This is a genomic window from Confluentibacter flavum, assembly GCF_002843175.1.
Taxonomy (GTDB): Bacteria; Bacteroidota; Bacteroidia; order Flavobacteriales; family Flavobacteriaceae; genus Confluentibacter; species Confluentibacter flavum.
This window is the reverse complement of sequence record NZ_PJEO01000049.1, coordinates 95,586-116,341: the sequence shown is the minus strand read 5'-3', so window position 1 is coordinate 116,341 and position 20,756 is coordinate 95,586. Positions and strand designations below refer to the sequence as shown.

General features: G+C 35.1%; 21 protein-coding genes and 1 tRNA gene. 10 read left to right on the top strand and 12 right to left on the bottom strand.

What is annotated here, in order from left to right; genetic code table 11:
- Positions 1–14: 14 nt before the first annotated feature.
- Positions 15–893, bottom strand: a complete 879-nt coding sequence (locus CSW08_RS13045; RefSeq protein ID WP_106658080.1) for an IS982 family transposase — start codon at positions 891–893, stop codon at positions 15–17.
- A gap of 90 nt (positions 894–983) precedes the next feature.
- Positions 984–1,328: a hypothetical protein gene (locus CSW08_RS13040; RefSeq protein ID WP_238987262.1), complete on the bottom strand. Its 345-nt coding sequence runs from the start codon at positions 1,326–1,328 to the stop codon at positions 984–986.
- Between the two features lie 207 nt (positions 1,329–1,535).
- Between CSW08_RS13040 and CSW08_RS18130 the strand changes: the two genes are divergently transcribed.
- From CSW08_RS18130 to CSW08_RS18525, 3 genes are all read left to right on the top strand, one after another.
- Positions 1,536–1,760: a hypothetical protein gene (locus tag CSW08_RS18130; RefSeq protein ID WP_157831485.1), complete on the top strand. Its 225-nt coding sequence runs from the start codon at positions 1,536–1,538 to the stop codon at positions 1,758–1,760.
- Between the two features lie 141 nt (positions 1,761–1,901).
- Positions 1,902–2,090: an InlB B-repeat-containing protein gene (locus CSW08_RS18530; protein WP_394337035.1), complete on the top strand. Its 189-nt coding sequence runs from the start codon at positions 1,902–1,904 to the stop codon at positions 2,088–2,090.
- 66 nt (positions 2,091–2,156) lie between these two features.
- A complete protein-coding gene (locus tag CSW08_RS18525; RefSeq protein WP_157831484.1) occupies positions 2,157–2,432 on the top strand; it encodes a T9SS type A sorting domain-containing protein in 276 nt (91 codons plus the stop codon).
- Between the two features lie 833 nt (positions 2,433–3,265).
- Here CSW08_RS18525 and CSW08_RS18555 read toward each other — a convergent pair.
- The 3 genes from CSW08_RS18555 to CSW08_RS13020 are packed head-to-tail and all read right to left on the bottom strand — an operon-like array spanning position 3,266 to position 4,620.
- Positions 3,266–3,472 (bottom strand): transposase, encoded by a 207-nt coding sequence (locus CSW08_RS18555; RefSeq protein WP_449394570.1) that lies wholly within the window; start codon positions 3,470–3,472, stop codon positions 3,266–3,268.
- Complete coding sequence (locus CSW08_RS13025) at positions 3,444–4,250, bottom strand: ISAon1 family transposase (RefSeq protein ID WP_449394568.1); 807 nt, start codon at positions 4,248–4,250, stop codon at positions 3,444–3,446. The genes CSW08_RS18555 and CSW08_RS13025 overlap by 29 nt, the downstream gene beginning before the upstream one ends.
- Positions 4,228–4,620 carry an ISAon1 family transposase N-terminal region protein gene (locus CSW08_RS13020; RefSeq protein WP_394337033.1) on the bottom strand — a complete coding sequence of 131 codons (393 nt, stop codon included), beginning with the start codon at positions 4,618–4,620 and terminating at the stop codon, positions 4,228–4,230. The genes CSW08_RS13025 and CSW08_RS13020 overlap by 23 nt, the downstream gene beginning before the upstream one ends.
- Positions 4,621–5,225: 605 nt before the next feature.
- Between CSW08_RS13020 and CSW08_RS13015 the strand changes: the two genes are divergently transcribed.
- The 6 genes from CSW08_RS13015 to CSW08_RS12990 all read left to right on the top strand — a co-directional run bounded on the left by CSW08_RS13015 (position 5,226) and on the right by CSW08_RS12990 (position 12,878).
- Positions 5,226–7,862, top strand: coding sequence for a glycosyltransferase (locus CSW08_RS13015; protein ID WP_106660308.1), 2,637 nt, complete (start codon positions 5,226–5,228; stop codon positions 7,860–7,862).
- Positions 7,863–7,874: 12 nt separating this feature from the next.
- Positions 7,875–8,228 (top strand): hypothetical protein, encoded by a 354-nt coding sequence (locus tag CSW08_RS13010; RefSeq protein ID WP_106660307.1) that lies wholly within the window; start codon positions 7,875–7,877, stop codon positions 8,226–8,228.
- A gap of 9 nt (positions 8,229–8,237) precedes the next feature.
- A complete protein-coding gene (locus CSW08_RS13005) occupies positions 8,238–9,416 on the top strand; it encodes a hypothetical protein (protein WP_106660306.1) in 1,179 nt (392 codons plus the stop codon).
- Between the two features lie 28 nt (positions 9,417–9,444).
- Positions 9,445–11,220: an ABC transporter ATP-binding protein gene (locus CSW08_RS13000; RefSeq protein WP_106660305.1), complete on the top strand. Its 1,776-nt coding sequence runs from the start codon at positions 9,445–9,447 to the stop codon at positions 11,218–11,220.
- A gap of 37 nt (positions 11,221–11,257) precedes the next feature.
- Positions 11,258–12,154: a polysaccharide pyruvyl transferase family protein gene (locus tag CSW08_RS12995; protein WP_106660304.1), complete on the top strand. Its 897-nt coding sequence runs from the start codon at positions 11,258–11,260 to the stop codon at positions 12,152–12,154.
- A gap of 244 nt (positions 12,155–12,398) precedes the next feature.
- Positions 12,399–12,878 (top strand): hypothetical protein, encoded by a 480-nt coding sequence (locus tag CSW08_RS12990; RefSeq protein ID WP_157831483.1) that lies wholly within the window; start codon positions 12,399–12,401, stop codon positions 12,876–12,878.
- A 681-nt stretch (positions 12,879–13,559) separates the two neighbouring features.
- On the opposite strand, the gene CSW08_RS12980 is transcribed toward CSW08_RS12990, so the two are convergent.
- A tRNA-Leu gene (locus CSW08_RS12980) sits at positions 13,560–13,641 on the bottom strand.
- A gap of 550 nt (positions 13,642–14,191) precedes the next feature.
- Here CSW08_RS12980 and CSW08_RS12975 point away from each other — a divergent pair.
- On the top strand, positions 14,192–15,307 hold the full coding sequence (locus CSW08_RS12975; protein ID WP_106660302.1) for a Fic family protein: 1,116 nt from the start codon (positions 14,192–14,194) through the stop codon (positions 15,305–15,307).
- A 560-nt stretch (positions 15,308–15,867) separates the two neighbouring features.
- On the opposite strand, the gene CSW08_RS12970 is transcribed toward CSW08_RS12975, so the two are convergent.
- The 6 genes from CSW08_RS12970 to CSW08_RS12945 all read right to left on the bottom strand — a co-directional run bounded on the left by CSW08_RS12970 (position 15,868) and on the right by CSW08_RS12945 (position 20,745).
- Positions 15,868–16,440 (bottom strand): pentapeptide repeat-containing protein, encoded by a 573-nt coding sequence (locus tag CSW08_RS12970; RefSeq protein WP_106660301.1) that lies wholly within the window; start codon positions 16,438–16,440, stop codon positions 15,868–15,870.
- A 125-nt stretch (positions 16,441–16,565) separates the two neighbouring features.
- Positions 16,566–17,060: a cupin domain-containing protein gene (locus CSW08_RS12965; protein WP_106660300.1), complete on the bottom strand. Its 495-nt coding sequence runs from the start codon at positions 17,058–17,060 to the stop codon at positions 16,566–16,568.
- A gap of 8 nt (positions 17,061–17,068) precedes the next feature.
- On the bottom strand, positions 17,069–17,836 hold the full coding sequence (locus CSW08_RS12960; RefSeq protein WP_106660299.1) for an SDR family NAD(P)-dependent oxidoreductase: 768 nt from the start codon (positions 17,834–17,836) through the stop codon (positions 17,069–17,071).
- A 9-nt stretch (positions 17,837–17,845) separates the two neighbouring features.
- Positions 17,846–18,607, bottom strand: coding sequence for an SDR family NAD(P)-dependent oxidoreductase (locus CSW08_RS12955; RefSeq protein WP_106660298.1), 762 nt, complete (start codon positions 18,605–18,607; stop codon positions 17,846–17,848).
- A gap of 21 nt (positions 18,608–18,628) precedes the next feature.
- Positions 18,629–19,588, bottom strand: a complete 960-nt coding sequence (locus CSW08_RS12950) for a fumarylacetoacetate hydrolase family protein (RefSeq protein WP_106660297.1) — start codon at positions 19,586–19,588, stop codon at positions 18,629–18,631.
- A gap of 17 nt (positions 19,589–19,605) precedes the next feature.
- Positions 19,606–20,745, bottom strand: coding sequence for an FAD-dependent monooxygenase (locus CSW08_RS12945; protein ID WP_106660296.1), 1,140 nt, complete (start codon positions 20,743–20,745; stop codon positions 19,606–19,608).
- Positions 20,746–20,756: the final 11 nt, after the last annotated feature.

Genomic DNA, 20,756 nt, shown 5'->3' with positions numbered 1-20,756 from the left:
ACTCGTTGTGCATTTTAAATAATGCTAATTTTAATATTGTTGATGTTTCTATCAAAAATAAACTTATTGATATATTGAATTGTTGTAAGGGCCGCTATTTTAGATAGGATCCTAGTCTTAAATCCTCGAAAAGACTTGGCATAATTACGTCTTATCATAAATTGGTCACATAATTGTGAGAACAATGTCTCTATTCTTTTTCTCTTTTTTCTGAAAATGTAAGGTTGTTTTTTATAATCTTTTTGATTGCTTCTCATAGGTGTATTTAGCTTTATGTTACAGGTTTCAAACAAATTGAGCTGTATTTCTGCTGATAGATACCCTCTATCTCCAATTAAAGTGCAATCGCCCATTTGTGCTTTAATGTCCTTAAGGTAATTGACATCGTGTACCGATGCAGGGCTCAAATCGACACTTTGAAAAACACCTTTAATAGAACAGACGGCGTGCAGCTTATAACCATAATAATTGGAACCTTGGGAGGCACAATAGCCTTTGTCAGGAAAAGCATAGGCATCCTCTTTACAGACTCTCGAACGGGAACTTCGTGATAATTTACAAACCTCTAAAGGCATACTGTCCACTATAAAATAATCTTCAAATTCATTAAAATGAGAGGCTAATCTTAATCGGATATCATCCATGTAACCTACTAATTTCCGTCTTCTTCGATTGTAGACGCTCCTGTCTATTTTTGAGGCAATAATGACAGGGAGCTTTCTAAATAAATCATTCTCACTATCTATTCCCATAAATTCAGCTGTTAAGCTTAAACAAATCAGTTCCAAATCACTCAGCTTCGGTCGACGTCTTTGATAGTCCAAAAGTTGTTCTTTTGATATTTTTTGTAATACTTCCAATATTCTTTCGTAATTTGCATTTAAGTTGTTCATAATTAATGTTTTATCGCTAAAACAATTTACTGATTATCAGTAATATGGACAACTTTTTTCTTTTAAATCATAATGCACAACGGGTTTACATTATAGTTTTATTCGTTTTTCAGCAGCTGGAAACTCATTTGTAAGCGGTTCTATAAAAAACCCAACATTATTAATTAATTGAATAACATTGTCATTATGAACTTCCCCGCTTGGGTTTTCAATACGTAAAATGTTATCGCAATTTTCAAGATCGAAGTTGATTTTATATTTAGGAAACGTTTGATTTAGTTTCTCAAGAATTTCTCTTGATTCCTTTTGTTTAGTAATGTTGGCTTTAAAAACTTCTATCATTTTAGAAATAGTTTGATTTGATAAATGCTTCTTTAAAACCAATTCAACACATTCTAGTTTGAATTCATAACTGTATTTGACTTTTCTTTCCATAAAAATACCCCCAAATAGTGTCTAACTTTTTGGGGGTAGTTCAAGAGGGTCGGTTTTTTCCTTTACTATCCCCAAGGAACGTTTTATTTTGACGGGGCTCTCCTGCACATACACAATGTCCTGACTGGACAGGTATAGTGCCAACTTCAATGAATAATAGCCTGTGTTCTCAAAACAATAAAAAACAGAACTTTCCCCAGTGAGTATGTGTATCTGTTTCAGCAAAACGGAACACTCAGCCAAAGTGCAGGCGTTTCTTATGTGAACTATAATTTCACCTACGCATCTAATTATCAGTCGACCTATGAAGTTTGTACAGGTTCAAATAACACCGAAAATTCTACCGTTAGCACGGAAAATTACAGCATGAGATTTACAGGCAGATGGATTGAGGATGAGTTAAGAATATCAGCAGGCTTTTGTGGCAATTAATCAATGTGCCCGCACTGAAAACACCTTTTCTAACGCAAACGGACCGATAGTTACTTCTAAAAACGGTCCTGTTAGAGCTATTCGTTTCTGCTGCCACCTTCTTCCACAGCTGCACAAGCAACTGCATATCGCAGCTTTGCCCTGAATCCTATTACATCTGCTCCAACTGTTGCCTCTCTGAATACTTTTTGCACTACCACAAACTATACCGTAATAACCTCGTCAAATCCACTAACAGGAGGTATCACAACGGGTGATGGAACTTATGCAAGTGGTGCGAGTGTTACGATTACTGCAACTGCAAACACGGATTACACTTTTGTAAATTAGACAGAAAACGGAAATGTTATTAGCTCAAATGTTTCTTACACTTTCACTATTTCTGATAACAGAAATTTGGTAGCAAATTTTAACCCAATTTTAGGAATAGATGATTTTTCAGATACACCAACGTTCAAAATTTATCCTAACCCAAGTAACTGCAAAGTAATTATAGAAACAGAATTTGAGGGTAATTTGAAGGTGTATAACTTGTTGGGCCAGCTAATAATTTCATCAAAAATAACAGAAAGACAAACCGAAATTGAAATTTATGTGTCAGGTTTTTACCAACTAATCCTTATAGATTTATACGGCAATAAGACAAATGCTAAGTTAATTATTAATAGATAACAAATAGAATAGTCACTAACCATAGGCTACACGGCAATGCGGGTGAAGCGTCGTAAAAAACCAGTGTTAAAAGCCCACACTTTGTGCAGTCCCGTAACATCGGCATCGTGCTTCATCATGACCAAACCATTAGCAAATGATAAATTTTTTGAAAAAGCAAACTAACGTTACTCACTGAAAATAAATTCAGAGAGTATTTGATCCATTAAATTGGCAATTATTTTAGTTATTGGAATTTTAAATGTCCTTTGTTACAACTGGTTCGAAGTCGGTAAGAATTGAAATTTAATATAAGAGGCACTTCTTGAATTCAAAGAAGAAGGTGAATAGAACAGGGTTCACGGTAACTAAAATGTAGTCTGGAACGCTGAAATTGTCGGCAACCCATGTTCAACACAATAGAATTAGTCTAGAGTAAAAACATGGCTTTCAGAACTACTAATCAAATACTAATCATTAAAAAAACTAAATTCAAAAACCCTTCAGGATCCTGAAGGGTTTTTGAATATTATTTTAAAATTGATATTAGTTACTGTAACTGAACGTATAACGACGAGAACGCTTGAACGTCATAAAAAACATCTTATCGAAAAAATGAAGATATTTAGATGCATGTCTTTAAAAAAAATATATTAACTTACCATTAACCAACTAATCTACACGTTTTAGGACATATTGAACCCGTTCAGGTCAATACTAAATTTAGTATACCTATATCACATTTTTTGAGGTGAAATTTGTTAACCAATAATTCCAAAATTATGAAAATAAACGTATTCTTATTACCAAAATCAGACACTAAAATTTTAATGGATCATGAGCAATTGTTGTGTTTATGCAAAAATGGTAGTTAATCTATAAAGGAAGAATTCTACATTCTTCACGCCCCTGAACTGTGCCCTAAACTCTTTTATTTTAGCATTAAAGGATTCTGCTGATGCATTTGTGCTTCTATTTATAAAATAGTTAAGGATCGACCTATAATTGAGAGCTATGGTGTTTGCGATTGTATTAAAGGCTAAAGCCTGTATTTTCAACATCTTTATACCAATGCGCTAGTTTTGTATAGGCAATTTCGATAGATGTTGCCGTGTTGAATATTTTTCTCAGCCCCTGCACCAGGTCAAAGGCCATCCTTATATCAGGATATTGGGCAAATAGTACCTCACATCTTTCGGATTGGTTCCGTGTCCAGTTATTGGGAGCTTTGTAGAGCAAATACCTGTTCCTGGCCAATAGTTGCTTTCTTGTGTCACCATTACTGAATTCTTCCGGAGTGAATGTCCTGTTGTTTTCCCTAGCCTGTTTTACCTGTTCATTCTCCAGGTCAATGGCATCCCATCTGTGTTTGATGCGTATGTCCTGAAGGGCTTCCAGAGCGAGTTTTTGTACATGGAACCTGTCGGTGACCTGTATGGCCTTTGGGAAGCGCCTTTTAGCTATGATCTTCATGGAGTTTGCCATATCCAAGGTAATCTCCTTGACCTTGCCCCTTTTCTTGGCAGGGATCTTTAGCAATTGCCCTATAATGGGCTCTGCCTTGGTTCCTGAAAAAATAGCCACTATGGACCCTTTCTTACCTTTAGCTTTCTTGTTGGTGATTATGGTGTAGAGTTCCCCCTTGGAGAGTGCCGTTTCGTCAATAGAGAGATAAGGCCCCATAATCTCAGGGAATATGAGCCACTCTTTGGCGTGTTTCTTTTGCTCCCAATCTTTAAAATCACTCAGGTAATCTCGGTATTGCCGCTGTAGTTTCTTGCCGTTGACCCCATAAAAACCACCTATGGTATGGCAGTCAGAGGTTTTCGTATTGACCAAGTACTTTTAAAAAAGCAGCGAACTCAATGGTCATTCGAGTTCCCTGTGCTACTAGATCCCAATCTCTTTGCACTATCACGCCACTGCCCTTATCCAGCCAACGTCGACGCTTAACGTGAAGGTATACCGACTTCCCTCGCAATGGAAAGTCTTGGATGATAATCTCTTTATGAAAAACATGGGCTGTTAAAATGCGATGTTTTTCTTCTTTAGGGGTGTCTTTCTTTTCTTCAAAACATAAATGAAGCGTTCCTGATTCCGTTTTATGGGAAACTAGGTCAAAGTGCGTTACCAACAATTCTGGTAGTATAAACTTCAATAGGTCCAATGATAATTCCAAAGCGCTGCGTTTTTTCCGCAAAGATCTCATTCTATTTTCATTTCACACACAACTTTTGGGATTGATCCATCCAAAGCTTTAAAATCTTCATTAATAGTATATCATTCCAATTTGTAATTCATTTCATATAATACAGCCAATTAACAAGCATCTATGCTAAATTGATTTAACATAAAAATAATAATTAAATAACAGATAAAATAGCATATAAATCGGTAAATATCAATGTTATACAGACTTAAAAACCTATATATCTTTATAGTGTTGAACGTTAAAAAATACCAAATCATGAAAAAAGAAATTAAAAACACAAAAAAAGGAATCTTAATGGTAGCTATGCTTGCTGCCTCGTTAAGTTCCGAAATTTGTCTTTGAGATATTAGGACAAATAGAGTCCTTCCAAATCTATACCAAATTTAATATACATATATGTTGTGGTAAAATTGATTAACCAACAATCACATCATAATGAAAACAAAATTTATCTTATTCTCAATTATTTGTCTTGTGACAAATGTCACTTCATTGGCTCAAACACCTGAAGGTATTCCTTATTATTCAGATACACGTGATGCTTCCGAAAACTTATTTATTAATAGCAGTACTGAACTTTCTATTAATTTAATACTTATCTGATGAAAAAATATATAAATAAAAAGGAAACAAGACCATCCATTGATGGAAAGTTTCTTAAAGTAAGCGAGGAAAGATTTTACATTAAGGGAGTCACATATGGAACTTTTGCTCCTGATGAAAATAACTTTCAATTTCCAGATTTAAAAACAGTGGATAATGATTTTCAACAGATGGTTAAATCTGGGGTAAATACCGTTCGAACTTATACAGTACCCTCAAAAGAGATACTTGATCTTGCATTGTTATATGATATAAAAATAATGATTGGGTTACCATGGGAACAACACTTAACTTTTTTAGATACAAAAACACAGGAAAATCAAATTATTAAAAGAGTGGCGGAGGCTGCATCAAGTTGCGAAAAACATCCGGCCATTTTGTGCTATGCCATTGGAAATGAAATTCCGGCATCAATAGTTAGGTGGTATGGTGATAAAAAGATATCAAATTTCCTACATAAATTGTATAAAGCTGTAAAGAAGATCGATCCGGAAGGACTTGTAACATATGTAAATTTTCCGACTACTGAATATCTAGAATTACCCTTTTTAGATTTTGACTGTTTTAATGTCTATTTAGAAACAAAGGAAAAACTGGTAAAATATTTGGCGCGATTGCACAATCTTACTAGAGATAAACCTTTGGTTTTAGCTGAAATTGGTTTGGACAGTCATAGAAATGGAGAAGAACAACAAGCAGAAATGCTAGACTGGCAAATCCGAACAATTTTTGAAAAAGGATGTGCCGGTGCATTTGTTTTTTCGTGGACAGATGAATGGTGGCGCGGAGGTTCCTGGATAGAAGATTGGGATTTTGGATTGGTCGATAGGGATCGCAACCCAAAACCCGCCTTACAAGTTATCGGAAAAGTATTTACCGATGTTCCTTTTGCCAGTGAAAGAGAGTTGCCCAGAATTTCAGTAGTGGTTTGTAGTTATAATGGCGCATCCACCATTCGTGATACTATGGAAGGGCTTGCAAATTTGGATTACCCCAATTATGAAGTTATAGTTATTAACGATGGCTCTACCGATGCTACACCTAACATTGCAGGTGAGTATGAAGTACGCTTGATAAGCACCGAAAATCGTGGATTGAGTAATGCCAGGAATACAGGAATGTATGAGGCTTCAGGGGAAATTATAGCCTATATTGATGATGATGCTTATCCTGATTCGCAGTGGCTGAAATACTTGGCATCGGCTTATATGAGTTCTGACCATGGCGGAGTTGGTGGACCGAACATAACGCCTGCCGGCGACGGTCCTTTAGCCGATTGTGTGGCTAATTCGCCTGGAAGGCCACTACATGTGCTCACTACTGATGAACTGGCTGAACATATTCCTGGATGTAACATGACTTTTAGAAGGGCGGCCTTGTTGGAGATTAATGGATTTGACCCTGTTTACAGATCGGCTGGTGATGATGTAGATGCTTGTTGGCGAATACAGCAAGCGGGATATACAATTGGCTTCCACCCTTCTGCATTTGTATGGCACCATTGTCGTAATTCTATAAAAATGTATTGGAAACAACAACAAGGTTACGGTAAAGCCGAGGCTTTACTTGAAAAGAAATGGCCTGAAAAATACAATGTATTCGGTCATTTAACCTGGACGGGACGTGTTTATGGAAATGGATTAACACAACCCTTAAAAACCAGAAAAAAAAGAATATTTTATGGAAGTCAGGGAACAGCTCTTTTTCAATCAGTGTACCAGCCAGCAACAGGTTTTTTCGGGGTTTTGCCATTAATGCCTGAATGGTATTTATGGATAGCCTTTTTGGGAATTATCTCTTTATTGGGAATAGAATGGTCGCCGCTATTATGGGCTACTCCACTTCTACTTCTGTCCATTTTTGTGGTCTTCCTACAAGCGGGCATTTCAGCAAGCAAAGCCGTATTTGTGAGTAAACCAGACACGAAATTCCGTAAAGTGAAATATTGGGGGTTAACTACTATACTTCATATAGTTCAACCCATTGCACGTTTAAAGGGACGAATTAAACATGGTTTAACTCCTTGGCGTGGAAGCATAAAGCAATTAAGGAACCTGAAAATTATTTTTGCAAAACGGACCGAAAAACATTGGTCGGAATCGTGGAAATCGACAGAGGATTGGTTAACCGAAATTAGAGTTAATTTGGAAGGGTTAAATAATAAGGTAAAATCAGGAAAAGAATTTGACCGATGGGATATACGCAGTAGAACAGGGCTTTTTGCTTCAGTTCGTTCTTTGCTAACCATTGAAGAACATGGAGGTGAAAAACAATATTTAAAGCTTAAAAGAAAATTGTCGGTTTCAAGGTTTGGAACCCTACTTTGGGTGGCTTTGACTAGTGTTGCGTATTTGGCATTTATAAGTCAGGCCTATATTACAGCTGGTCTATTAATATTATTTTCGCTAATTCTAGGTCTTAAAATTTTGACTGATATTGTTGGTTCACTCGCTTCAGTGCGATATGCAATGAAATTACTATCTGTTGGAATTCAAGAGATAATAGAGGAAAAACCAGAACTAGTGGAAAATCAGGAAGTACCTATCACAGCCATTAGATCATACCCTTCCATAAAATGGTCTGAACCCACATTAAATTTCAGAGCTTTTTCCGATGATCAAAGAAATTTTGAATAAAAATACTATTTAATGAATAGTTTAAAAATTGTATTTCGATTATTAAAATATATGCGTCCTTACTGGTGGCGTTTGATGGTGTTAGTAGTCTTGTCGTTACTTGGTGTGATATTCATGTTAAGCAAACCCCTTCCTATTAAGGTTATTATTGATAATGTCTTATTAAAAAAAGATTTACCTCAATTTGTTTCTATATTTATGGAAAATTTTGGGATGAGTCAGGAAGTTGACCAATTGCTTTTTTATAGTCTGGTATTTATGGCTATTGTGGTAATTGGAGGCGTAATTTTAAATTATATCTCTTTCCTTTTGGTAAGTCAGATTGGCTTAAAATTGATTTATGATTTATCTCTGGACCTTTTATAATATGTTCAAATGGGAAACCTAAAAATAATAGTAAGTGGATTTATTGGACTATACCCTACGGGAGGTGTGACTTGGGATTATATACAATATCCTTTAGGTTTAAAGATGTTGGGTCACGATGTTTATTATGTTGAAGATACCGGCCAATATTCATTTTACAAATCACCGGGAAAAGAATGGGATGATCCTTCTGATACTATTCAGTTCCTTAAAAAAACAATGAGGAATTTTGGATTGGAAAATAGGTGGGCATACCGTGATGTTGCTACTGGAAAATGCTTTGGAATGAGCTCCCAAAAACTTGCAAAAGTATGTGAAACTGCTGATATATTTATCAATATTTCAGCGTCATCATTAATGAGAGATGAATATTTGTCCATCCCCACTCGCATTTTAATTGATTCAGACCCTATGTTTACCCAGGTACAGGATTGGGATGAATCTAATGTAGAGGAATCAAAATCAACATTTATTAAACATTATAAGCGTAACTATACACATTACTTTTCATTTGGAGAAAATATTGGCAGTCCCGAATGCCGGATTCCCACCTATGGGTTTTTATGGCAGCCCACACGCCAACCAATATGTTTAGAATATTGGAAGGATATGGAGGTTGGTGTTAACAAAAGGTCTTTTACTACAATAATGAATTGGTCAACTAGGAAAAAGATGCGATATATGCAAGAAGAATGGGGACAAAAAGATGTGGAGTTTGAAAAGTTCATTGACATCCCTAAAGCATTTACAAAGACCAAGTTTAATATTATAGTGGCAGACAATTCCAAAAAAATGGATGCAAAAGTTCTTTTAAATAATGGATGGAGATTATTAGACCCGATAAAAACAATTAAAACGGCGGGGCAATACAAAAATTTTATACATGAATCGATAGGAGAATTTTCAGTAGCAAAAGAAACTTATGTTAAATCAAATAGCGGATGGTTCTCCTGCAGGTCTGCCTGTTATTTAGCTGCAGGAAAACCAGTAATTGCACAAGAAACACAATGGTCAAAATATATACCATCTGGTAATGGGCTATTTGCCTTTTCTGACCATAATTCAGCAATAAATGCACTTGAGGAAGTTAATTTTGATTACCATAAACATTCACGTGCTGCAAGAGAAATAGCGAATGAATTCTTTGACAGTAACAAAGTTCTTTCTTATTTAATCAATAAACTCTGAAATAGTAATCAAATAGGAAGCTGTATTTATGAGTCCATCATTTATTATATTGAAAAGAACTTTTGCGGATGCGAGACCTTATTGGTCTTCCATAGGGTTTATTTTTGTTCTTAATTTTTTAGCTTCCCCAATTTCCTTAATGAAACCATTGGCCTTAAAAATCCTTATAGACAATGGTTTTGGAGGTAAATCCGTTCCAAGCTATATTTCTTTCTTTTTCCCATTTGATTTTGAATTCACGTTTATAACAGTAGTATGGATATCTGTTATTTTGGTTGTTTTGGTGGCAATTCTTGAAAACCTATATAACCTTACCATATGGATTGTTAATGCCCAAACCGGGGAAAACCTGGTTAGGAGTTTTAGAATGCGTCTTTTTTCCCATATTCAAAGGTTGTCTCTGGCGTATCATGATAAAAAAGGTTCCTCGGATAGCATATATAAAATCCAATTTGATACCTCATCAATCCGAACTTTTATAATCGGTAATCTATCACCATTACTTTCCTCATTTATTACCTTGGTTGGGATGATTATCATTATTTTTATTATCAATTGGCGGTTTGCTCTCATAGTTTGTTTTTTAATTCTACCGATCGTCTTTCTTATCCGATATTCAACTAAAAAGTTGAAGAATGATTGGAAGAAAGTGATGGATTCAGAAAGCAATGCAATGGCAGTAGTCCATGAGGTACTTGGGTCTTTAAGAGTAGTAAAGGCCTTTGCCCAAGAAAAAAGGGAGAGTAACAGGTTTATGGCTAAATCAGATATAGCTATGAAAGGGCAAATGTCAATCGCTTGGACCAGTGCTATTTTTTATTTTTTGATAGGGATGACCTTTGCTTCAGTTACGGCAGGATTTATATATTGGGGGGCTATTTATGTTCAACAAGGTCTAATGACTCTGGGTGAACTTACTATGGTGATTTCTTATTTGGCTCAAGTTTATGCACCTGTAGACAAAATCAGCAAAAGCCTCAATGGAATTCAATCCTCTTTGACAAGTATGGAACGTGTTTATAATTTACTTGATGAGAAGGAAGAAGTAAAAGAGACATCTAACCCTGTTTCAATAGATAGGGCAAAGGGTATAGTGGAGTTTCAAGGAGTTAGTTTTGCTTACAATGAAAGTGATTATATCCTGGATAATATTTCTTTTAAAATTTTGCCAGGAGATAGGGTAGGGATAATGGGTTCAACCGGCGCTGGAAAATCATCCCTGATTAATTTGATTACAAGATTTTATGATCCAATATCGGGAAATATTTTACTCGATAACATCAATATTAAAGATTATAAATTAAATGACTACCGAAATCAGTTCAGTCTAGTACTTCAAGAACCAGTTTTGTTTTCTTCCACCATTGCAGAAAATATTTCATACGGACGTAAAAATGCAAGTGAAAATGAAATTCTTGAAGCTGCCAAGTCAGCTAACGCACATGATTTTATCACCCGATGTTCATCTGGATACCAAACTTTGGTTGGAGAACGAGGGATGCAGCTTTCTGGAGGGGAAAGGCAAAGAATAGCACTTGCCAGGGCCTTTATAAAAGACGCCCCTGTTTTGATATTGGATGAACCTACAAGTTCCCTAGACATAAATACCGAATTACAGGTAATGGAGGCAGTTGAAAGACTGATGAAAGGTCGTACTACTTTTATGATTACCCACAGATTGGATACGCTTAGCAACTGTAATGTTATTCTGCATATAGAAAAAGGAAAATTATTGGAAGTGATAAAGGAAAATCATGCCGATGCCCTAGCTAGAAAGAAAGTAAACTTTCTTTCAACAACTTAAATATAGTTAAAATCGATTGTTTAAAAATTAAAGTAAGATGAGAATATTAGTAGCCGGATGGTTTTCTTGGGAAGACATGGGGACAACAGCAGGTGATTTAATAGCGAGGGATATAGTATGTGACTGGCTTAGGGAATCGGAAGTCGAATTTGAAACTGCCGTACATCATCAGTTCCCCTTTCCCAATGCCGTAGACTGGACCCAAGCAGATAGTAATCGCTATACAGATATTCTATTTGTTTGTGGTCCATTTGGCAATGGATATCCTGTTACAAATATGTTGAGACATTTTTCGAGTGCCAGACTAATTGGTGTGGATTTGTCATTATTGGATTCCCTTGAGAATTGGAACCCTTTTGTCTTACTGTACGAAAGAGATAGTTCGAGGGCTTCAAATCCTGACATTACTTTTTTGGCACCTCCACCGAGAATTCCTGTAGTAGGTTTGATACTGGCGCACAAACAAAAAGAATACGGAATAAAGAGTAAGCATGATTTGGTCAATAAAATGATAGAAAACTTCTTGGATAGTCGCCAATTGGCAGTAGTTCCGATTGATACCGCAATTTTAAAAAATCAAGGTGGGTTAAAAACTGAAGGGGAAATTGAATCCTTAATTTCCAAGATGGATGTTGTAATTACTACCCGATTGCATGGAACTGTCCTTGCACTTAAAAATGGAGTCCCTGTTATCCCTGTCGATCCTATCGCTGACGGAGCTAAAATAACCTTACAAGTAAAATTATTGAACTGGCCTGTTTTGATTAACTCCAAAAACATCACCCATCAAGCTTTGGGGGATGCAATGGATTATTGCCTCTCTTTTACTGCCAAAAAAAAGGCAAAACAATGTGCTACAGGCGCAATTTTAAAGTTAAATCAAATAAAAGAAAAATTCATAAGAGAAATCAAAGAACTGAAAATACCGAATTAATACAATATGATTATCTGTTTCTTTCCCAGTAATGATGAAGTGATACAGTAATCAATCTTTCTCAGATAAAAACGAATAGGGTATCCCAGCCCCAAAAATGGATTTATATTGAAACCTACCCGGCAGGCAGCCTGTAGTTTCCGAGCTTTGGAAATGTTTCAATGCAAACCCAACTGGCAATTGGACAACCGTAATGCAATGGGATAGTTATAAAACAGGACAGTGGAACAAACAGGTATATGGAATGAAATCAAAATCATTTAATGAATTTTTAAATCTTCCTGAAAGCACAAATGAAAAATTTGAGTTAGCACTAGGCAGCGCGTCTGCTCCCAAAAGCAAAATGGAGAATTTAGGATGGTATATTTGTGATCCTTTACAAATAACAAAAACTCCACAATCATATAAAGATTATATTTTGGCATCGAAAGGAGAATGGAGTATCGCAAAGCATGGATATGTAATTTCCAATAGCGGTTGGTTTAGCGAAAGAAGCACTGCTTACCTTGCATCATCAAAGCCTGTAGTGGTTCAGGAAACAGGATTTAGTGAAATTTTCAATACAGGGCGTGGGCTTTTTGGTTTTAAAAAGATGGAGGATTTGCCTGATGTATTTTCGGAGATAAATAATAATTATACCAAACATTGTAGTTGGGCAAAAGAAATTTGCAACCAATATTTCAACTATAATTCTGTTTTAACTGATTTATTAGACAACATTTAATTAGCATTTAACAATTATGAGTACAACCCATCGACTCGATATTTATAATGAGAAACTAGCCAAACCGCGAATTGCATTGCTTCTAGAACAGAAAAGAATTTAACGAAAGAGACTCAAGCGAATTAAAAGCGGAAAACAAAGTAGCAAAAAAATAGACTGAATTTCTGACTGAACTTTCCTGAAACTTCAATTAAAATCACATCCATTGGAAACAAAAAATGAAGAATTTGAATATGTTTATGTTGAGAATGATGGGACAGTTAGTAAATTAGATAAAGAAGAATACAGACATCTCATTTAAATAACTTTATTAACTACTTGATTATCTTCTTAAACTTTCACGTTTTAAGATAAAATCGCCAAAATAAAAATTAAGCACTTGTTTCTCTTTACTGAATAAAAATGAATTATTATTGTTACGGCAATTGTAAACAACAGAATAAATTGCGCTTTAGGGCCATGCATCCAAAGTCCGTTGTAGGGTTTTACAACAGCTCTTTCATTTCTTTTAAGGTTCCTTTCAGGTCAGCATTGTTTCTCACAATTTGGTCACGCAGCGCCAATAACCTACCCAATTCTAAATGGGAGGCGCTCTTTACATTACCGGGAACTAGCTCTTCTTGGTAAAGCCAACCATATTTTGCTATCAGCTGGGCATCAAAAAAAACCTTCGGCTTTTTGTACGGGTGGGGAGACTCGAACTCCCACACCTCGCGGCACCAGATCCTAAGTCTGGCGTGTCTACCAATTCCACCACACCCGCATCTTAAAATTTTTTTGTCCTTTTGCTTGGCTAAGTCCTAAGTCTAGCGTAGAATGTTTTATTGACAAAGAAAGTGAGGATTGAAATATTCATAACCTTTAATTGCAAATGATGACAAATAATCACATTTAATATTTTGGCCACAATAATGCCCTTATTCTGTACTTATTCTGTACTAGACACAATAAAAAAAAGGGCTTCAATCTCTTGAAACCCTTGTCTTTGCTAGTAGCGGGAACTGGACTCGAACCAGTGACCTTCGGGTTATGAGTTTGAAAAAACAACCGAATTGGGCGCTATAATACCTTATTTTAATAAAATCGTGTACGCAATAGTGTACTCTGATTTATAATTATTTTCAATTCAAATTTACATAATTTTTTGAGATGTTTTACGCAATACAAATATTTGTATTACAAATTACACAATCGTTTTATGGAAACAAAAATTCAATCCTAGATTAATTAAAAATTATATTGAGGAATAAAACACATCTTTATAGCTCAAATTATCGCTATATTTGAGCTATAAAATAAAATTTATAGCTCACATGGCACATAAAATTTGGAACTGGCAACAAAAAGAATGGCCTCATTTTACATATGATGAGGATGCTCTAAAAACTTTAGAGTTAAAATTCTCTCAGAATACTGGAACTGTTCTAGGTGCTTTTAAACATGTAAATGAGAATGAAAAAGAACATTTAATTGTTGAAATACTATCCAACGAGGCACTTAAAACATCAGAAATTGAAGGCGAATATTTAGACAGAGATAGTATTCAATCTTCTATTAAAAGAAATCTAGGATTAAAGGTTGATAAGAAAAAGATAGCGCCTGCTGAATTTGGTATTTCTGAAATGATGGTGGACTTATACAAAAACTTCAACACACCACTCTCACACCAACAATTATTTGACTGGCATAAAATGTTAACCAATGGCAGAAGAGATTTAAAAGACATAGGAACCTATAGGACTCATGAAGACCCAATGCAAGTGGTATCTGGACGTTTAGACAAACCAACTATTCATTTTGAAGCACCGCCATCTCATGACATGCTCAAAGAAATGGAGCAGTTTGTATTATGGTTCAATACCATGCATTCCGAAACGGAGCATAGTGTATTACCAATTGCTAAAGCAGGTATTACACACCTATACTTTGTGTGTATTCACCCTTTTGAAGATGGTAACGGACGTATTGCACGTGCTCTTACCGAAAAATCTGTAGCACAAAGTGTAGGGCAACCTGCTCTAATATCCTTATCAAAAACTATTGAAAGTAACAAAAAAACGTATTACAACACACTAGAAAACAACAACAAGAGCTTAGACATTAACGATTGGTTGCTATATTTTGGGCAAACCATATTAGATGCTCAAAACGATACGTTAAAACTTATTGATTTTTTAATTGAAAAAGCTAAGTTTTTTGACCGCTACACAACACTTATGAATGAACGACAAATAAAAGTTGTTATACGTCTTTTCGATTCTGGATACGAAGGCTTTAAAGGTGGTCTAAGTGCCGAGAATTATACAAAAATTGCAAAAACTTCGGCTTCTACCGCTACTCGTGATTTAAAAGATATGGTTGATAAAAAAATGCTAATCAAAACAGGCGAACTTAAAAGTACCAGATATTGGCTTAATATAAAGTATTAAATGGGATCTCTATCAATAATAGAAACAGTTCAGAGGAGTTAAAAGTGAAGAATTATTCCTTTATAGATTAACTACAATATTTGCTTAAACACAACAATTGGTCTTGACACATTATTTAGTACTTAATCTGTACTAAGCGGAATTAAAAAAGGCTTCCGATTTCTCGAAAGCCTTGCCTTTACTAGTAGCGGGAACTGGACTCGAACCAGTGACCTTCGGGTTATGAGCTCTGTGCCTATCAAATTTTAAACACATTTACTGGGCTCACGAGCCCTTCAAATTATAAAATCGTATGCAAAAACGTATGCAGTTTTGAGTTTTCGGATTATTGAAATATTTAATGCAATATAGTCAAAATTGATTTAGTTGTATAAACAAAACATTGCTGAAATTTAAAAAAAATTCAACCAAGAGTGAACTGATACAAATCATTTTTAAATCTTATTATTGCTATCTTAAAAAGGATTGGAACCATTAGATCTAATACCCAATGATCTACTTTTAGTCCAAGTAAAAATTTAAAATTGATGATGTTCTTTATTTATAATATGTAAACAGAACTATTCAATAATAATATCATATTTACTTAACAATCCAATAACATCTTGATGAGAAAATTTAGCTTTTTTAATATTGTTCATTTCCGGATCAATGCTATAATTTTTAGCAGTGAGAAAATTAACTGATTTAAGATTAGTGCTATTAAATGTGGTATTTGACAAATCTGTATTTTGGAATAGCGAATTTGTTAAATCACAATCTGTAAAATCAACATCTTTTACTGAAGAATTAATAAAAGGTGTATTATGTAGTTTTTTTCTGTTGAAGGAACAACAGTCTAGAATACAGCCGTCAAATTTCACTGAAAACAGGAAATCACTACACAAGCTAAAATTAACTCCTAATAGTTTACATTCCTTAAATCCAATGTTATCCAATTGAGAGTGGTTAAATTTAGCCATTGTTAAGTTAGAATTACTAAATGAACAATTAGTGAACATACTTGATACAAATGAGGTGTTTGAAAAATCGCAGTTACTAAAAGTACAATTATCAAACTCTCTGTTTTTGGTTTCCTTTTCTGAAAAAACAATTTTATTAAAAGATTTGTTACAATGACTATTTTCTTCCATTATTTATCATTTCATTTATTTCCATTTTCTACATTAGTTTTATTGATAACTAATTAATAATATCTTTTGCAAAAAATCATGCTAAAAAGTAATGAACTCTGTATGCAAATTCCATACTTACCCAGTTAATGTTCCATGAATTCTTCTAAAGATTTACCATTAACTTCATATGGTTTGGCCTCAATTAGCACAAAAACTATGCGACAGATTTCATCTTGACTTAAATTTCTCCAAAGATGTATTGTTCCTCTTTGAATAATTATATCTCCTGCTTTTAATATTCTAGTTTCATTATTATCTAGCTCCAATTCAACCTGTCCACTTAGGACAATGCCATAATCAATACTAGATGTGCGATGAAAAGGAGATGAGTTCCCAGGTAGCATATCAACTACTCTAATTACAGACCCTCCATGTAATGTAGTTCCTGCTTGCTTAAAACTGCCATCTGCCTCATCATTTAAATTAGCTGGTACATTCTCAGTCGACCAAATTAAGGACATGGCAGCATCACCGGTAGGAATAATTTTTGTTTCCAACTCCAGATCGGAAGTAAATATAGCAGTTCCTTCTCTTGTGTGTCCTGTTACTACCCTATGAATTTTATTTTGAATTTTCATAGATTAAATTATTTTGATAAAGCTCCCCCATCAACTGGCATAGCGCATCCTGTAATAAAGGAAGACTCATGGGAGCAAAGCCATAAATTAACTGATGCGACTTCTTCAGGCTGTCCCATACGTTTCATAGCTTGGTAATTATTTATAGCCATAAGTGCTTCAGGGTCTTGAGCTAAATTTCTTCGTCCTTCCATAATCATTGGTGTTTCAATAGCTGTAGGGCAAACACAGTTTATTCTAATATTTTTATCAGCGTACTCTAAAGCAGCAGTTCGTGTAAGTCCTACTATTCCATGTTTGGAGGCAGAATAAGGTGAGTTTTCTGAATGCCCACTCAAACCTGCAGCTGATGATACCAAAACAATTGAGCCACTACCTTGTTCGAGCATTTGGTTTATACTTGCTTTTAGAAAATACCATGAACCTGTCAAATTAACAGCAATTTGCTTATGCCAATCTGCAAATGGATAACTATGTATTGGTTGAGAAACTTGTCCTGCAATACCAGCGGAATTAACAGCACAATCTAACTTCCCATATACCTCTACTACCTTTTCTATTAATAGTTCAACAGAATGCCAATCAGAAATATCACAATGTTGATAAAAAGCTTCCCCTCCCAGACTTTTTATGGTTTCTACAACATCTATTCCTTTGCTAGAAACGTCTGATACTACAACTTTTGCTCCTTCTTTGGCAAAGCTCATAGCAGTTGCTCTACCTATGCCAGAAGCTGCTCCCGTCACTAAACATACTTTATTTTTAAACCTTGACATAATAATTTATTAGTTACCATCACTAATAGTTGTACCTCCATCAACTATTATATTTTGCCCAGTAATAAAACTACCACATTTTGAAGCGAGTAATACAGCAACACCAGCAACTTCATCAGGTGTTCCCACTCTACGAAGCGGGGTGTTTTGTAAACGCATTTTCATAAATTCTTTTTCATTTAATAAAGATTCAGAAAAGGATGTATCAATTAAACCTGGTGATATAGCGTTTGCACGAATATTATCTGGTCCATACTCAACAGCTATATTTTTTGCTAATTGTACCAATCCAGCTTTTGCAATCCCATATAATCCAATATTTTTATTACCTCTAACTGCTGCTATACTTCCAATATAAATAATTACCCCATCTTTACGTTTTACCATTCCTGGTAAGATTTGTTTAGTTAAATAAATAGCGCTTTGTAAATTGATTTCAATGGATTCCTTAAATTTATCGGAATCAATTTCTAAAAAAGACTCCACAGTGGCTAAACCTACACAACTTACTAAAATGTCGATTTTTCCATAATTAGAAATAGAAACCTTTACTAATTCATCTATGTCATTTTTTTGAGTAATGTCACAAGGTATGCTATAAGCAGACATTCCTTTTTTAGTAAATTCCTCAACTACATTTCTACAACCTTCTACATCTTTACTTGACACAATAACGGTCGCTCCATTTTTCCCCAATGCTTCAGCAATGGCTTTACCTATCCCTCTACTTGCCCCAGTAACTAAGGCTACTTTGTCACTTAGATCAAACAAAGACTATAATTTTTAATCTTATTAAATAATCGTGTTTTTCAAAATACCAATACCTTCAATTTCCAATTCGACCATATCGCCTGGCTCCAATGGGCGATGCACTGAAAAATTGTTCTCAATCAAACTACCCCAACCTACGGTACCGCTTCCCAGGATATCTCCCGGCATCAGGTCCACATCATTTTCTGAAGCTCGTGCAATCATTTGTGGGAAGGTCCAATGGACGGTGTTGCAATTTCCGTTACAGATTGTTTCCCCATTTATTCTTGCTATCATTCTTAAATTAAAACGTCCCTCTTTTTGTGTAGGCATGGCTAAATGTTCTGGATGAGTTTCTCTAGTAATAGTGCATCGATACTTTTCAAATTCATCTTTGGTAACAATACATGGACCAATCGCATTTGCAAAATCTTTTCCTTTATGAGGTCCTAAAGGCACTGTCATTTCATGCTTTTGGATACTTCGTGCCGTCCAATCATTGAAGATGGTATAGCCGAATATATAGTTGTCTGCCTTATCCGTATCGATGTTTCTGCCTTTTTTACCAATGATGACCGCCATTTCTAATTCAATATCCAATTTGGTTTCTTTAGCAGGTCGCTTTATTTGGTCGTTTGGCCCATAGATACTTTGATGGTTTGTAAAATAAAAAATAGGCATATCGTACCAAGCCTCACTTACTTTATGACCAAAGGATTTTGAGGCGTTCAGCATGTGCTCTTCAAAAGCGACATAATCTCTAAAGCTTCTTGGATTGGGTAATGGCGCTAATAACTTAACTTCAGATAATTTATAATGTGCCTCTAACTTTTCTAAATCATTATCGTTTATGATTTTGAAATAAGCCTCATGATTATCTATAAAGGTTAGCATATCATTTGGCAAACGTTTATCTAACTTTTGCATATCTACAACGCCATCACCTTTCAACCAACCAATATTAATGGTTCCTGTTATATTTTGATATGTAACTAATCTCATTTTATAATTTTTCTTAATTAGAATGGGGCCATTAAACCACCAACTGCTTGACCAATTAGTTTTCCAGGATGCGCTCCTTCTGGCAGAGGCTTGCCTTGAAACTCCAATAATTCCCAAGCTGCTAAAGTCTCTGAAGCATTTACGACCATCATACAGCGATCATAACGTCTTTTCATAAATGCCTTAAAAGTATCTTCAACACTAACGTTACTCTTTAATTCTTCTGAAAGAACTACGGCGTCCTCTATTGCTAATGCAGCACCAGAACCTAACTGTGGTACGGTAGCATGTGCAGCATCACCAATTATAATTACTCTGTTTTTATACCAAGGATTTGGTAAATGAGTAGCTTCTAATGGTCTATAATTTACTAAATCTGGCTCTGTAATTTGACCTATGACATCATTAACTATTTTAACTGGATATTCTGATAGGTAATCTTTAAGCATTGATATATAAGCTGATTTTTCAATCCATGGATTATCAGCTCCTTCTGATGACACTAAGAACATATACATACTGTCTTCAGACATAGGTATAAAACCTATTTTGCTACGTTTCCCGTAATATATGTATCCTGTATCTAAATCTTCATGCTTTTTAAAAGCATATCTCCAAACTGAAAGTCCCATATATTGCGGTTTATAATCACCAAATACCATTTTACGTACTTCCGATTTTATACCATCTGCTGCAATTAAAATATCATAGACTCCTTCAGTACCATCAGTAAAAACTACTGAAACATGGTCTTCGTTATTTTCTATGGTTTTTACAGTGAGCCCCATACGATAATTTACACCGCGCTTTATAGCTTCTTCATACATTACATCGTGTAAAATCCTTCTAGAAACACCATTATGACTTGGATATTTCCCCATAGGTGGTGGTCCAGCAACACCAACAGCATGTCCTCCAGCAGTAAACATTTTAACTTGACCATATGGAAATCCGCGTTTCATTGCCTCATCAGCAATACCAATTTTATCTAATGCTTTTAAAGCATTTGCTTGCTGAATGATTCCAACACCATATACATTATAGGCTTCTAATCGCTCAGCAATTTCAACCGAAACTCCATCTTTAGCCAAAGCAATTGCAGCAGACTGCCCTCCTATTCCTCCTCCAACTATAAGCACCTTTTTAACTGATGACATATGTTCTTTTA